This is a genomic window from Plantactinospora siamensis (assembly GCF_042434095.1).
Classification (GTDB): Bacteria; Actinomycetota; Actinomycetes; order Mycobacteriales; family Micromonosporaceae; genus KBS50.
Window position 1 is genome coordinate 93,817 of the sequence record NZ_JBHLUE010000020.1, and the last position, 14,443, is coordinate 108,259.

10 protein-coding genes and 1 pseudogene are annotated in these 14,443 nt (G+C 76.3%); 5 read left to right on the top strand and 6 right to left on the bottom strand.

The window, feature by feature from the left end:
* Positions 1-142 precede the first annotated feature (142 nt).
* Together ACFFHU_RS24685 and ACFFHU_RS24690 are read right to left on the bottom strand one after the other, a co-directional pair.
* Entirely contained in the window at positions 143-1,912 is a 1,770-nt protein-coding gene (locus tag ACFFHU_RS24685; RefSeq protein WP_377342617.1) for a glycoside hydrolase family 15 protein, read from the bottom strand.
* Positions 1,913-2,166: 254 nt separating this feature from the next.
* Complete coding sequence (locus tag ACFFHU_RS24690; protein WP_377342618.1) at positions 2,167-3,279, bottom strand: nucleotide disphospho-sugar-binding domain-containing protein; 1,113 nt, start codon at positions 3,277-3,279, stop codon at positions 2,167-2,169.
* A 147-nt stretch (positions 3,280-3,426) separates the two neighbouring features.
* On the opposite strand from ACFFHU_RS24690, the gene ACFFHU_RS24695 reads away from it, so the two are divergent.
* From ACFFHU_RS24695 to ACFFHU_RS24710, 4 genes are read left to right on the top strand one after another with little or no spacing between them, the layout of a single operon-like run.
* Positions 3,427-4,170, top strand: coding sequence for an ATP-binding cassette domain-containing protein (locus ACFFHU_RS24695; protein WP_377342619.1), 744 nt, complete (start codon positions 3,427-3,429; stop codon positions 4,168-4,170).
* Positions 4,167-5,471: an extracellular solute-binding protein gene (locus tag ACFFHU_RS24700; RefSeq protein WP_377342620.1), complete on the top strand. Its 1,305-nt coding sequence runs from the start codon at positions 4,167-4,169 to the stop codon at positions 5,469-5,471. Before ACFFHU_RS24695 ends, ACFFHU_RS24700 begins: the two co-directional genes overlap by 4 nt.
* Positions 5,468-7,234: a hypothetical protein gene (locus ACFFHU_RS24705; RefSeq protein WP_377342621.1), complete on the top strand. Its 1,767-nt coding sequence runs from the start codon at positions 5,468-5,470 to the stop codon at positions 7,232-7,234. The genes ACFFHU_RS24700 and ACFFHU_RS24705 overlap by 4 nt, the downstream gene beginning before the upstream one ends.
* A complete protein-coding gene (locus ACFFHU_RS24710; protein ID WP_377342622.1) occupies positions 7,231-9,594 on the top strand; it encodes a hypothetical protein in 2,364 nt (787 codons plus the stop codon). The genes ACFFHU_RS24705 and ACFFHU_RS24710 overlap by 4 nt, the downstream gene beginning before the upstream one ends.
* A 218-nt stretch (positions 9,595-9,812) precedes the next feature.
* On the opposite strand, the gene ACFFHU_RS24715 is transcribed toward ACFFHU_RS24710, so the two are convergent.
* Complete coding sequence (locus tag ACFFHU_RS24715) at positions 9,813-10,331, bottom strand: hypothetical protein (protein WP_377342623.1); 519 nt, start codon at positions 10,329-10,331, stop codon at positions 9,813-9,815.
* Between the two features lie 7 nt (positions 10,332-10,338).
* The gene (locus ACFFHU_RS24720; protein WP_377342624.1) at positions 10,339-12,237 is read right to left on the bottom strand and encodes an endonuclease toxin domain-containing protein; all 1,899 of its coding nucleotides are present in this window, start codon (positions 12,235-12,237) and stop codon (positions 10,339-10,341) included.
* Positions 12,238-12,480: 243 nt separating this feature from the next.
* Between ACFFHU_RS24720 and ACFFHU_RS24725 the strand changes: the two genes are divergently transcribed.
* Positions 12,481-13,002: a DinB family protein gene (locus ACFFHU_RS24725; RefSeq protein ID WP_377342625.1), complete on the top strand. Its 522-nt coding sequence runs from the start codon at positions 12,481-12,483 to the stop codon at positions 13,000-13,002.
* 79 nt (positions 13,003-13,081) lie between these two features.
* On the opposite strand, the gene ACFFHU_RS24730 is transcribed toward ACFFHU_RS24725, so the two are convergent.
* A complete protein-coding gene (locus ACFFHU_RS24730) occupies positions 13,082-13,912 on the bottom strand; it encodes an NAD-dependent epimerase/dehydratase family protein (protein WP_377342627.1) in 831 nt (276 codons plus the stop codon).
* A 273-nt stretch (positions 13,913-14,185) separates the two neighbouring features.
* Positions 14,186-14,443 (bottom strand): annotated as a pseudogene (locus ACFFHU_RS24735) (hypothetical protein); the annotation flags it as partial.

Genomic DNA, 14,443 nt, shown 5'->3' on the forward strand with positions numbered 1-14,443 from the left:
AAACGTGCCTTACGCATCCTTTGCACACTGCATGTATTATCGGGTGAGCCGTACGCCGAACCTGACGTACCGACCGACGGGGTCAGCAACCTGGCCCGGCGGGGACCGCACGATGCGAGCGCCGGCCCCGCCGACGGCTGAGCTACCCGGGCTCGCCGTCCAGGCGGCGGGCGGAGTTGACCAGGCCGACCAGGCTGAACGCCTGCGGGGTGTTGCCGAGCTGGCGGCCGCTGCCCGGGTCGTACTCCTCGCTCAGCATCCCGACGTCGTTGCGCAGGCCGAGCAGGCGGTCGAACAGCTTCTCCGCCTCCGCGCCGCGGCCGGTGCCGTGCAGGGCGTCGACCAGCCAGAACGAGCAGGCAAGGAACGCGCCCTCACCGCCGGGGAGCCCGTCCACGCCGTCGTGCTCGGGCTGGTAGCGCAGCAGGAAGCCGCCGGAGGCCAGTTCCTTGCGGACCGCGTCCACGGTGCCCACCACCCGCGAGTCGGTCCAGGGCAGGAAGCCGGTACGCGGGATGAGCAGCAGCGCCGCGTCCAGCCCGGCCGAACCGTAGAACTGGGTGAAGGTGTTCCGGTCGGCGTCGAAGCCGTGCTCGCAGACCTCGGCGTGGATGGCGTCCCGGGTGGCCCGCCAGCGGTCCGCCGGCCCGTCCAGGCCGTGCCGCCGGACGGCCTGCACGGCCCGGTCGAAGCCGGCCCAGGCCATCACCTTGGAGTGGACGAATTGCCGGCGCGGGCCGCGCATCTCCCAGAGGCTGTTGTCCGGCTGGTGCCAGTTGCCCTCCAACCAGTCCAGCATGGCCCGCTGCAGGTCCCAGGCGGCGTCCGTGGCGGCGATGCCGGCCTCCCGACCGAGGTGCAGCCCGTCCAGCACCTCCCCCCACACGTCGAGCTGGAGCTGGTCGGCCGCCGCGTTGCCGGCCCGCACCGGTCGGGAGTCCCGGTATCCGGCCAGCCAGTCGATGGTGTGCTCGGTCAGCCGGCGGCGACCGTCGAGGGCGTACATGATCTGCATGTCGGCGGGGTCGCCGGCCACGGCCCGCAGCAGCCACTCGCGCCAGGCCTTGGCCTCGGCGACGTACCCGGTGCCGAGCAGCGCCTGCAGAGTGAAGGTGGCGTCGCGCAGCCAGCAGAACCGGTAGTCCCAGTTGCGCGGTCCGCCGAGCTGTTCCGGCAGCGACGTGGTGGCGGCCGCGAGAATGCCGCCGGTCGGCACGTACGTGAGGGCCTTGAGCAGCATCAGCGACCGGCGTACCGGCTCGGCCCACCGGCCGCGGTAGTCGCAGCGGCCGATCCAGTCGCGCCAGAACCGGGTGGTCCCGGCCAGCGCCTCGTCCGGCACCACCGGTCGCGGTCGCGGCAGGTGGGACAGCTGGTACGTCAGGACGAACGGGATCCGCTCGCCGGGCCGGACGGTGAACTCGGCCCAGACCGTGCCGTCGGCCACCTCCACCGGCACGTCGGTGCGCAGCCACGCGGCGTCCGGGCCGGCCACGGCGGCCAGGTCGGCGCCCCGGCGGCGCAGCCACGGCGCGATGTGGCCGAAGTCGAAGCGCAGCCGCAGCGACATCCGCATCGGCACGGCCCCGGAGCGGCCCTCCACCACCCGCACCACGTCGGCCGCCTCGCCCCGCGGCGGCATGAAGTCCACGATCCGTACCGAGCCATCCGGGGTCTCCCAGTCGGTCTCGAGGATCATCGTGCCGTCCCGGTACCGGCGCCGAGCGGCCGGGCCGCCGGTCGCCGGGGCGATCCGCCAGTGCCCGGCCTCGTCGTCGTCGAGCAGCGCGGCGAAGCAGGCCGGTGAGTCGAACCGGGGCAGGCACAGCCAGTCCACCGAGCCGTCCCGGCCGACCAGGGCGGCGGTGTGCAGGTCGCCGATCAGCGCGTAGTCCTCGATCCGTCCGGCCACCCCGCGCCTCCTCCGCTTCCTGCTCCGGCCGTACCCCGGTCGCCGGCCCGGAAACGCGACCGCCACCGTCCGTTCCGCGGCGGGCGGCCGGCGCCGCGGCGGCCGGTCGGTCCGCGGCGGGCGGCCGGGCCCGCGGCGGGCGGCCGGTCCGCGGCGGGCGGCCGGCGCCGGACACCGATCAGCCCGCGCGGGAGGCGGCATGTTGCGGAAGCCGGCATCGCGGGAGCCGGCATCGCGCCGGGCCGGATGGCGGGTCAGCGGGTCAGCGCGGCCAGCCGCTCGGCCACCTCGGCCGGCGCGGGCATGGCGGCCATCTCGGCCGCCACCTCGCCGGCGGCCCGCCGCAGCCGATCGTCGCCGAAAAGCCGGCGCAGCAGGTCCGGGGTGATCCCCCGGGTCGGCGCGGCCAGGCCGGCGCCACGGGCGGCGATCCGCTCGGCGTTGTGCCGGCGGTCCCCGGGACCGCTGACCGCGAGCTGTGGCGTGCCGGCGGCCAGGGCGGCCAGGCAGGTGCCGGCGCCGCCGTGGTGCACCACCGCGGCCGCGGCCGGCAGCGCCGCGGGTAGCGGGATCCAGCCGACCGTACGCACGTTCGCCGGCAGGCTCGACCGCTGCGCCCAGGCGTCCGGCCGGACCAGGACGAACTCCGCGTCCAGCCCGGCCGCCGCGGTCACCACCGCGCGCATGAGGCCGGTCGAGCCGGGACCGTTCACGGTGCTGCGGCTGACCAGGATCCGGGGCCGGTCGCCGGGCCGGGCGAGCCACACCGGCAGCTCCCCCTCGCCGCCGTACGGCTCGTACCGCATCGGCCACCCGTGCTGGCGCAGCACGCTGGGCGGGGCCACCGCAACGGCGGCGGCGGGCGGCGGCAGCGCGGTGAGCCCGTGCCGGCGCAGGGCGGGACCCAGCCGGTCGGCCGTGACCCGCACCAGCTCGGACCCGTCGAACAGGGAGTTCTCCACGCGTACGGCCGGGACGTCGTGCCGGGCGGCGGCCACCGCGCCGGCCACCGCCAGCGGCTCGTGCAGCACCAGGTCCGGCTTCCACTGCCGCGCCGTGGCCACCAGGCCGTCGACCAGCCGGTCGTTGACCGCGCCGAACAGCAGCGCCACGCCGCGGGTGCCGGCCGTGCCGGCCAGTTCGGCGCGGGCGACGAGCGGGTGTCGCAGCAGCAATCCGCGGGCGATCCGGTCGAAGTCGAAGCCCGGCGCGATGTCGCGGACGTCGAGCCCGCTGTCCCGGACGGTGGTCGCCGCGGCGGCCGTGCCGACCAGCACCTCGTGGCCGGCGGCGCGCAGGGCCCGGCCGAGCGGCACGAGCGGCAGCACGTGACCGAGCAGCGGCGCGGAGACCAAAAGGACGCGCATCGGCCGAGAATACGGTCCGGGCGCAACCCGCGACGCCCCGTTCGGCGTCTGTTCGGCCGGACCCGGCCGGTCGGCCGCCTCGCCATGCATCCACAATGGATTACGGCGTTTGATGGCTGTTGTTATGATCGGCCCCCGCCACGGGAGGTGAGGGCCACGTTACAGCTGGACGGGCTGGTCGCTGCCCCGGGCACCGGGCCGGTGGGGGTCCTGGTGCAGCCGGGCGAGCTGGTGGCCGTGGTGGCGCGTCCCCCCGTCGGCACCGCGTTGGCCCGGGTGGTGCTGGGGCTGGCCGCGCCGCTGGCCGGGCGGGTCCGGGTGGGCGGCCGGGACGTGACCGCGCTGCCACCCGCCGGTCGCCAGGTCGGGTACGTGCCGGCCGGCGGCGGCCTGCTGCCGCACCTGTCGGTCCGGTCGAACATCGGCTACGGCCAGCGCCGGCGGGAGGAGGTGCACGCCGTCATCGACGAGTGGATCGACACCGTGGTCGACCGGCTGGAGCTCGCGCCGAGCCTGCGCCTGCTGCCGCACCAGCTCAACGAGGCGCAGCGGTTCCGGGTGGCGTTGGCCCGGGCCGCGGCCGGGCTGCCCGAGGTGCTCGTGGTGGACCTGCCGGCGCCGGCCGACGGCGCCGACCGGCTGCCCGAGCTGCTGTCCCGGATCGCCCCGCGCGACTCCGCCGGCGTGGCCGCGCTGGCCTGCCTGGCGGACACGGTCGCGCTCGACGGGGTGACCCGGCGGGTCGCCGTACCGGCCGCCGGCGACGCCGCCCCGCCCCCGGATGCTCCCGCGCCGCCGGCCGGCAACCCCGCGCCGCCGGCCGGCAACCCCGCCCCGCTCGCGGACGACCCCGGCCCGCCCGCCGCCGACGCCGGGCCGGTCGACCGATGACCGCTCCGCTGGCTCGCCGTACCGTGCTGCGGGCCGCCGCGGCGGCGGCCGTGGCCGGCGGCACGCTCGCGGCCGGCGCCGGCTGCGGCGGCGACCGGCCGGTGCAGGTGGCGGTGGTGTGGAGCGACGAGGAGCTGCGGCTGTTCCAGCGGGTGATGCGCGGCTACCCGAGGCCGTGGCGGGCGATCAGCGCCGGCGACGACATCGACGCGTTCCTGCGGGCCCGCCGGCTGGCCGGCACGCTGCCGGACGTGGCCATTCTGTCCCGGCCCGGCCTGATCGGCGAGTACGCGGCGGCCGGTTGGCTGACCGAACTGGACAGCGCGTGGTCGGGTCGCTTTCCCACGGCGCTGGACGGATACGTCCGGCACGACGGGCGGCTCTACGGCGCGTGGGTGAAGCTCGCGCACAAGTCCCTGCTGTGGTACCTCCCGGAGCTGCTGCCGGGTGGTCCGCCGGGCAGCTGGCCCGCGCTCGTGGCGGTCACCGCCGAGCTGGGCCGCCGGCATCTGGACGGCGCGGGTCCGGCGCCGCTGTCGGTGGGCGCGGCCGACGGCTGGGTGCTCACCGACTGGTTCGAGAACGTCCTGGCCACCACGTCCGGCCAGGACTTCTACCGCCGGCTGGCGGGCGGCGCCGGCGACTGGACGGCGGCGCCGGTACGCCTCGCGCTGCGGCGCCTCGCGCAGGTCTGGGGGCTGCCGGGCGCCTTTCCCGGCGGCGGGCCGCGGGCATTGCTCACCCAGTACGACGAGTCGGTCATCCAGGTCGGCGCCCGGCGCTGGGCGGCCATGGTGCCCGGGGCCGACTTCGTGGCCCGGATGGACCAGGACTTCGACCCCGCCGGCAGCCGACTGCGGCACGGCCGCTTCCCGGGCGAGCCGAAGCCGCTCGTGGTCGGCGGCGACGCGGCCGTGGTGCTGGGCGGTTCCCGCGCCGGCTACGACTTCGTGCGCGCGCTGGTCGACGCCGACTTCGGGCCGTGGATCGACGCCGGCGGCTTCCTGGCGGCCCGGACCGCGGTGCAGCCGGACCGCTACCCCGACTACCGCCGGCAGCTCGCGGCCGACATCCAGGACGCCGCGGCGGACCTGCGGTTCGACCTGTCCGACCTGCTGCCCGCCCCGTTGACCGGCGCGGACGGTGTGGGCAGCTGGCGGATCATGCAGGACTTCTTCGCCGCCGTGGCGCGCGGTCCGCATGACGGCGTCGCGGCGGATCCGACCACCGTGGACGGCGCCGTCGACCGGGCCGTCCGGCAGCTCGCCGCGGCCGCGGCCCGGGTGGGCCGACCGACATGAGCGACGCGCCGTTGCTCGGCGAGGTCACCGTCCTCGACGACGTCGGACCGCCCCGCCGCGGTCGGGCGTACCCGCTGGCGGCCGGCACCTCGGCGCTGCTGCTGCCGGCGGCGCTGCTGCTCGGCGGCCTGGTGCTGTGGCCGGCGCTGCGCACCCTCTACGTGAGCGTCCGCCTCCCCGGCGGGCACCTCGGCTGGGCCAACTTCCGGCAGGCGCTCGCCGCGCCGGGCGCCGGCGCGGCCTTCTGGCGCACGCTGTGGTGGGCGCTGCTGGTGCCCGCGGTGGTCACCGTGCTGGGCTATCTGCTGGCCGTGGCGTCGCGGCGGTGGCGGCAGGGCCGGCTCGTCCGGTTGGTGCTGCTCGCCCCGATCGCGCTGCCGCTGGTGGTCACCGGCGTGACGTTCAGGCTGGTGTACGACCCGAGCCGGGGCCCGGCCACGCTCATCGCGGCCCGGTTGCTGGGCCGCTCCGCCGAGGTGGCGCCGCAGTTCCTCGGGCCGCGGCTGGTGACCGTCGCCATCATGTCGGCGTTCGTCTGGGCGTGGGTCGGCCTCGCCGTCCTGGTCTTCCGGGCCGCCCTCGCGGCCCTGCCGGCCGAGCTGGCCGACGCCGTCTCGGTGTACGGCGGCACCCGCCGCGACCTGCTGTGGCACGCCCAGTGGCGGCCGCTGCTGCTGCGTACCGGGGCCGTGGTGTTCACCCTGGTGGCGCTGGCCACCGTGCGCAGCTTCGACCTCGTGCTCATGATGGCCCCCGGCTCGACCGTCGACGAGGCCTCGGTGCTGGCCGTGCAGGTCTGGCAGACCGGCCGGGGCAGCACGTCCGGCCCGGGCGCGGCGCTCGGGGTGGTTTGGCTGGCCGTGGTGGCCGTCGGCGTCCTGGTGGCGGCCCCGTTCATCCGGCAGGCCTGGCCGGCGCCCCGGCTCAGCTCGGTGCCGGAGCCGCCCGCCGACGCCGTCTCGCCGGCCCGCCGGCTGGCCCGGGTCGGCGCGGCGGCCGCCGGACTGCTCTGGCTGATCCCGATGGCGGTGCTGACGGTGGCCGCGCTGCACGGGCCCGTCGACGCGGCGGTCGGGCGGTGGTGGTCCACCCCGGCCACCCTGCGGTCCTTCCGGGACGTGCTGGGCGGCGGCGAGCTGCTGCACACGATGGGCTTCACCCTCGCGCTGGCCGGCACGGCCACCATCGGCGTCCTGGTGGTGGCGCTCATCGCCGCGTACCCGCTGGCCTGGCTCACCGGCCCCCCGGCGCAGCTGACCGGCCTGCTGCTGACGGCCGCGGCCATCGTGCCGGTGCAGGCGATCGCCGGCCCGATCAACGAGGTGCTCGGGGTGGGGCTGTCCTCCGGCACGGTACGGGGGCTCACCCTCGTGCACGTGGCCATGGGGGTGCCGATCGCCGTGCTGGTGCTGCGGAACGCGTTCGCGGACCTGCCCGCCGCGCAGGTACGCCGGGCGCGGGCGGCCGGGCGTCGCTGGTGGAGCACCCTGTGGCGGCTGGCCCGGCACAACCCGTCGGCCGTGATCGCCGTGGCGGTCCTGCAGTTCGTGCAGGTCTGGAACGACTTCGTGGTGGGGTTGCTGTTCGGCAGCCGGGACGCCGCCCCGCTGGGGCTGTTCCTGTACGGCCAGAACCGGTACTTCGTGACCAACACCGGCGCCCTGGCCGCCAGCTCGGTGCTCGGCTCCGTGCTGCCGGTGCTGCTGGTCCTGCTGGCCCGGCGGCACCTGATCGCCGGCCTGGTCTCCGGCGGCGGCCGGTGACGCCGCCGCGCGACCCGGGCGGCGACGGGCTGGGCCGGGAACCGCTCTGGCCGATCCTGTTCGGCATCGGCTCGATCGTGTCCGGCGTGGCCAGCAACATGCTCAGCAACCTGGCCGGCGAGGTGGCCGGCTGGCCCGGTTACGCGGTGGCCGCCGCGCTCGCCATCGCGGGCATCGTCTTCGAGGTGCGCCGGCGGCGGCGCGGCCCGCGCTACCGGGTGCCGGAGCCCACCGACACGGTGTCGCCGTCGGCCGACGCGCCCACCCTGCCGTACACCGCGGGCTTCACCGGCCGGGCCGACCAGGTGGCCGCCATCCGCGACGCGATCAAGCGGGAGCACGCGGTGGCGGTGGTCGGCCGGCGGGCGGTGGGCGCCTCCTCCTGCGCGGTGCAGGCCGCAAACCTGTGCCGCGACGACTTCCCGGACGGGCAGTTCTATCTGGACCTGCGGGCCGGCAACCGGCGGCACCGACCGCGCGAGGTGCTCACCGCGCTGGCCCGGATCCTCGGCACGACGCCGCCGGCCTCGAGCCGGCAGGCCGACCTGGCCGCCGCGGCCGACGCCATCCGCGGCCAGCTCGACGGCCGGGAGATCCTGCTGCTGCTGGACAACGTGGACGACCCGGCGCAGGTCCGCCCGCTGCTGCCCCCGGCCGCGCGGACCTGCCGGCTGCTGCTGGCCGGTGCGCCGGGGCTGGCCGGGCTGGAGGGCGTGGCCGCCAGCTGGCTGGACGAGCCGGACACCGACGACGCCGTACGGCTGTTCGCCGTCGCCGGCGAGGCCGCCGCGGCCGGCCGCAGCCGCCGGCCGGACCCGCGCACCGACCCGGTGGTCCGGCGGATCGTCGAGCTGTGCGGCCGGCAGCCGCGCACGATCGGGGCCCTCGGTTACCGCGCCGCCCGGCACGGCTGGCGCTCGTCGGATCTCTACCAGATCCTCCGGCGGGCCGTGGAGACGCCGCCGCACCAGCGCCTGCCGTACTCCCCCGCGGTCAGCCTGCTCACCGACCGGGACACCGCGTACGCGGCGCTGTCCCCCGGCGCGAAGCGGGTGTACCGGCTGATGTCGCTGGGACCGGCCGCGCTCGACCGGCCGGCCATCGCGGCACTGGCCAACCGCGGCCTGACCCGGGTCTCGGCCCTGGTGGACGAGTTGGCCACGGCCGCCTTCCTGATCGGCGCCCCGGGCGACCGGTACGAGATCCGGCCGCTGCTGGCGCCGTACGCGCGGCTGCACCTGCGGGACGCGGAGTCCAACTGGCGCCGGGTGGCCGCGCAGGCCCGGCTGGTGCGCCACCTGGCCCGGCGCGCGGAACGGCACGCCGCCAGCCTGCCCGCCGCGGTGTCCTCGGCCGAGCCGGACGGCCTGCTGTCGCTGTCGGAGGATCCCGCCGGCTGGTTCGAGCTGCACCAAGAGCTGCTGCGCGGGGTGGTGAGCGGGCCGGCCGGGGCCGCCGAGGCGCTGCCCCGCCGGGTCCGCCGCTGGTGGTTCCGGCTGGCCGTGGCGCTGTGCGGCTGGTACGCCCACGACGGCCGGCTGGACGAGTGGGCCGAGATCTGCCGCACGGTGCTGGCCACCCCCACCGCCGGGGACCGGCCGCGGATCGCCGGGTGGGCGCACAACGAGCTGGGGGTGCTGCGCCGCCGGCAGGGCGACCCGTACGGCGCCGCCGAGGCGCTGAACTCGGCGGTGGCCGAGCGGCGGCACCGGGGCGGCGCGCAGTCCCGGTACAACCTCGGCCTCGCGCTGCTCGACCAGGGCCTGGTGGACGAGGCCATCGAGCATCTGGAGGTGTCCCGGCGGCACCGCTCGCGCTCCGACCGGACCGGTCACGCGCTGACCGATCTCGGGCTGGGCGCCGCGCACCTGGCGCGGGACGAACCGGCGGCGGCCCACCACCATCTGGTACGCGCCGCCAACGCGTTCCGCGACCTCGGTGACGCCCGCGGCTACGCGGCAGCGCTGACCAACCTGATCCTGGTGCACAACCGGCTCGGCGAGCACCTGGACGCCGCGCAGGCAGGGCGGGCGGCGCTGCGCGAGTACGACACCGTCACCGACCTGCCGGCCCGGGCGGCCGCGCTGCTGAACGCCGGCGCCAGCCTGCTGGCCAGCACCCCGTCCCGGGCCGAGCTGGCCCAGGACCTGCTCGCGGAGAGCCGCCGGCTGCGCGAGCGGTGGCGGCCGACGGCCGGGCTGGGCCGTACCCTGCTCTACCTGGGCGACGCGGCCCGCGAGCTGGGCCGGGCGGACGACGCCCGGCTGCTCTGGGCGGACGCGGCCGGGGTGTGCGAGGCGGTCGGCGACCGGGCCGGATCGGCGGCCGCCGACGACCGCCTCGGCTCGGCGCCGGGCTGACCGCGCGGTCCGGCCGTGGGCCGCGCCCGCGCGCGGACCGGCCGTGGGCCGCGCCCGCGCGCGGACCGGCCGTGGGCGGCGTCCGCGCGCGGACCGGCCGTGGGCGGCGTCCGCCTGACCGCACGGCCCGACCGTGGGCGGCGTCCGCCTGACCGCACGGCCCGACCGTGGGCGGCGTCCGCCTGACCGCGCGGACCGGCGTGGCGGGCGTGGGCGGGTCAGGAGGGCAGGGACAGGCCGAGCGCGGTGGCCTCGTCCGGGCTGTCTCCCCGGTCGACGCCGAGCGCGCGCAGCGCGGCGTTCACCGGCCATTCGGTCCGCGGCGAGTCGTCGGGCAGGTCGAGCACCCAGGCCCGCTCGGCCCACGCCGGACCGGGCCAGTCGCGGACCACGGAGGTCTGGGTGGCGTCGGCCGGGACCCGGCCGTCCGCGCCGGCCTGGTGCAGGACGATGCCGGCCTGCCCGCTCCGGCTCGCCCGCACCAGCGCCACGGCGCCACCCGGGCGCACCGTGAGGCCGAGGCACCGCAGGGTGGCGGTCACCAGGTAGCTGCCGTGGCCAGGGTCCACGTCGTCGTCGAAGTCCATGAAGTACTCGCCGCTGCACTCCCGGTCCCGTCCGGTCACGGTGACCGCGGACATGCCCCGGCGCAGCGCCGTACGCGCCGGATGATCCTCGACGACGCTCCCGTCGGCGTACACGACCAGCCAGCTCTCGGGCTCGTCCCCGTCGGTCATGGTCGGCTCACCCCTCGATGGGCACGAGCTGCAGGACGATGTTCTTCGCCTGCGCCTCGCGCCTGATCCTGTCCAGCTGCGCCAGCGCCTTCGGGTCGGTGATGCCGGCCGGGTAGGCGAGCCGGAGCACCCAGACCGAGACCGCGTCGGGCGGGACCAGCGGGTTCCACAGGTCGATGCCGCGCCGGTAGTTGTCCAGGGTGCGGACGTAGCCGATGCCCGTGGTGCCGACGCCCCCCGGGTCCACCCGGTACGAGTCCCCCCGTGGGTCGATCGACTTGATGCTGATGGCGGTGCCCCCGTCGTGCGCCGAGTAGAAGTCGATGGCCCGTGCCCCGTCCGGCAGGTTGCCGCCCAGGGCGTCCTCGATCAGCAACCCGTCGCTGCGCTGCTCCTTGGACTTCCGGTTGTTCCAGGGGTTCGACAACCCGTCGACCCGCACCGGGGCGGCCGTGCCGCTCTGCCGGGCGCCGAGGTTGACCGGGCCGACCGTGATCCCCTCGGCCGGGTAGGCCGGCGGCGCCCGGCCGGCCCGCAGGTTCCGCTGGTCCTGCTTGAGCCGGTCGACCTCCTGCCGCACCTCCGCCTCGGTCATGGCCCGGGCGAGCACCTCGACCTGCGCGGTGACGGCCACCGAGACCATCCCGCCGCGGCCGGCGGCCGCGGCCTTCTTCTCCTCGAGCAGGGCCCGGGCCAGGGCGCCGGAGGCCGGGTCGGAACAGGACAGTTGCCCGGCGCCGTTGGTCGGGATCGGGGTCGGTGGGCTCACGCAGGTGCCGCCGGGCTGCCCGTCCACCGAGATGTTCGCGGTCATCTCGGCGGTGACCTGGGCGCCGGTCACCGTCGTCTCACCCTGGCCGGTCACCTGGTTGGTCACCGAGGCGTTCACGGTGCAGGCGCCGCCGCAGCCGATGTTCCCGGAGACCTGCGCGGTGAACCGGACGTTGGGGTCCGCCGCGTCGACGAGTTGGGTGGCCGACGAGACGAAGTCGGTCTGCAGGGCGTCGGCCTGCTCGGCCGGCAGCGGTGAGACGTCCAGCCCGGGCGCCGGCTGGGCCTGCGCACCGGCGGGCTGGCTGGGCTGCCGGTAGCGGGCGCCGACCAGGGCCCCGCCGGGCAGGCTCGGCAGCGACGAGAGGTCGGGCAGCGGGGGCAGCGACGGGAAGTCCGGCAGGGACGGCGGGGCCGACGCCGGGGGCCGGGCGGAGGGGGGCGGGCCCGAGGGCCGGGCGGGCGTGGCCGGACCGGCCGTCGGCCGCCCCGGCGAGGTGGGCAGCGCCGGCAGGGACGGGATGCTGGGGATCCCGCGCGGTACGAGCCGGAGCACCCGGTACGGCTTCCGGGCGGTCACGTACAGGTCGCCGTCCGGCGCGTGCGCGACATACGCCCCGGTGTCGCCGACGGATGCCCGGTCGAACCCGGTGGCATGGTCGACGACGGCCCGCAGCCGCTCGGCGAGCTGCGGCGGGGCGACCACGCTCCCGCCGAGCGTGGCCAGCCCGGAGCCGCTGGCGAACCAGCGGTTCCGCAGTCCGGTCACGGCGGCGCCGCCGCCCGGAAGCAGCCCGGTCGGCGCCCGGAGGTAGGTCCGGCCGTGCAGGGTCATCAGCTCGAACCGCTGACCCGCCAGGGTGACCGCGCCGAGCGCGTCGCCCTGCCGGTTCACCCGGGTGTCGGTGGTGAGGCCGGCCAGCGCGGTGCGGTAGGTGAGGGCCTCGGCCGCGGCGAGGCCATCGACCGCCTGATCGAACGGCTTGCGATCCGGCCCCTTGGGCCACAACCACCAGGTGACCCCGCCGGCCACCAAGACCACGACCAGGGCGATCGCTCCGATGAGGAGGATCGGCCGTCGGTCCCTCCCGGCCGCCGGCGCCCCGTCCCGGTCGGTCGCTGGTCGCTCCGCCATCCCGCTCCCCCGTCTGTCCCCCGCGGTGCCGCTGGCACGGATCGTAGTGCTCCGCGTCAATCGATCGGCCCGCCCGCCGTACCGGATGGTGTGCCAACCTGGCCGGGCGACGCGCCGACGCGCCGGTCGGTCGCGGCGCCGGCCGGTGGCGCGGATCCGCGCCGGCGCCGCGGCCGGCGAGCTGGCCGGAAATGTCGGCGGGCCGGGTTAGCCTGCGGTCACCGCCGCAACGAGGGGATCAGCATGACGACCGACACCGACCTCAGCGCCGAACGCGTTGATCTGCTGGAGACGCTGGCCCAGCATCGGCACTTCCTCCGCAACACCGCCCGTGGCCTGACCGACGAGCAGGCCGCGACCCGCAGCACGGTGAGTGAGCTGACGGTCGGCGGCCTGATCAAGCATGTCGCCGACCAGGAGCGGCTCTGGCAGGAGTTCATCGCGGTGGGCACGTCGGCCATGCCGGACTCGGACGACCCGGCGGGCCAACAGCGATACGTCGACAGCTTCCGCATGGCACCGGGTGAGACCCTGGCCGGGCTGCTGGCCGCGTACGACGAGGTGGCCCGGCGGACCGAGGAGCTGATCCGGACGGTGCCCGACCTGGACGCCGCGCACCCGCTGCCCGCGGCGCCGTGGTTCCCGCCCGGCGCCCGCTGGTCGTTGCGCCGGGTGCTGCTGCACATCGCCGCCGAGACGGCGCAGCACGCCGGGCACGCCGACATCATCCGCGAGGCGATCGACGGCGCCAAGACCATGGGCTGAGCCCCGGTCGGCAAGCAAGGGCCCCTTCTTATCGTTTCGGGTATGGCCGGGGTCCCTGTTGACGGGTCGGGAGACCGGATCAGGTCAGGTGAAGGAGCCGGTGACGCGGACGGATCCCGGCCGGGGACTCCGCCGGCACGTCGTCCGGCACCTGTCCGGCGTACCGGGCGGAGTCGTCCGTGGGGTGATATCCAAGCTCAGCGCGGGCACGGTCCCACCGCCAGAGCCGAGCGGAATTCGCTGAGACACCGTGATAGCTGCCGTACCGCACGTCTGCGGTGAGCGCGGCGGTGACGAGCCGGACCAGGTCGGGCCCGCTGAGCCAACCGGGGAGCCAGCTGCGGGCCATCGGCCGGTCCCGAACGCCGCCGAGGCGCAGGCACACCACCCGCAGGCGCTCCTGGTCGGCATAGAGCCGGCCCAGGTTCTCGGCGAACACCTTCAAGGCTCCGTACGTACAACAGGGATAAGCAGGGGCGTCCTCGCCCACCTCGGTCTCGCCGGCGTCGGCGTGCCCGCCCATCGCGTGCAACGAACTGGCCAGCACCACGCGCGACACCCCGGCGGCCGCTGCGCCCTCCAGGACGTTCGCCACCGCGTTGGCGTTGGGCTCCCGTAGTCGCTGCCATGGCTGGTTGGGATCGGCATCGGCGGCGAGATGGACGACCGTCTGAACTTCCGCGCAGACGCGGCGCGCGAAAGCCGCGTCGCCCAGGTCGCCGACGATGGCGTCCGGCGCCGAGATCCGATCGGTCAGGCGCAACGTATAGGCCGACCGGAGTGCCGGGACCAGATAGCGGGCCACGCCGCCAGCCGCTCCGGTGATCAGCACCGTCGGCCCGGGCGACGGAGCTGGGCTCGGTGTCGACACATCGACCTCGTCTCTTCGGTGCTTCTCGGCGTCGTGCATACCTTCGATTCTCTCTACGCCGCAACGCGCACTGGATGGAGCCTCCTGCTTACCACCGGGACGCAGACAGCCTGGGAGATGTTGCCGGATCCCCGGTTCGCGGGGCCGGGCGCGGGGTTAGTTGCCGCTGGCCGGGCCCCGTGGTGTGGGGGCCCGGCGCGGGTGGGGATGCCGCCGGCCGGGTCCCCGGTTCGCGGGGCCCGGCCTGGGAGATGCCGCTGGCCGGGTCCCCGGTGTGGGGGCCCGGCCAGCGGCGTGGGGTGGTGGCTTGGGTCAGCTGTTCCAGTACTGGGCGGTCAGGTCGGCGGCCTGGGACTCCCACTTGGCGTAGGCGTCGGGGTAGGCCGAGACCTGGACCTTCTGCGCGGCGTCGGTCAGCGGCATGTCCTGCCAGCCCGGCACCTGCTTGAGGGCCTTCTGGAAGGCGGTGGTGGCGTACTGCGGGTTGGTGATCTGCTCCGGCGAGCCCCAACCGGAGGTCGGGCGCTGCTGGAACAGGCCCAGCGAGTCGTGGTCGTTGGCGTCACCGAG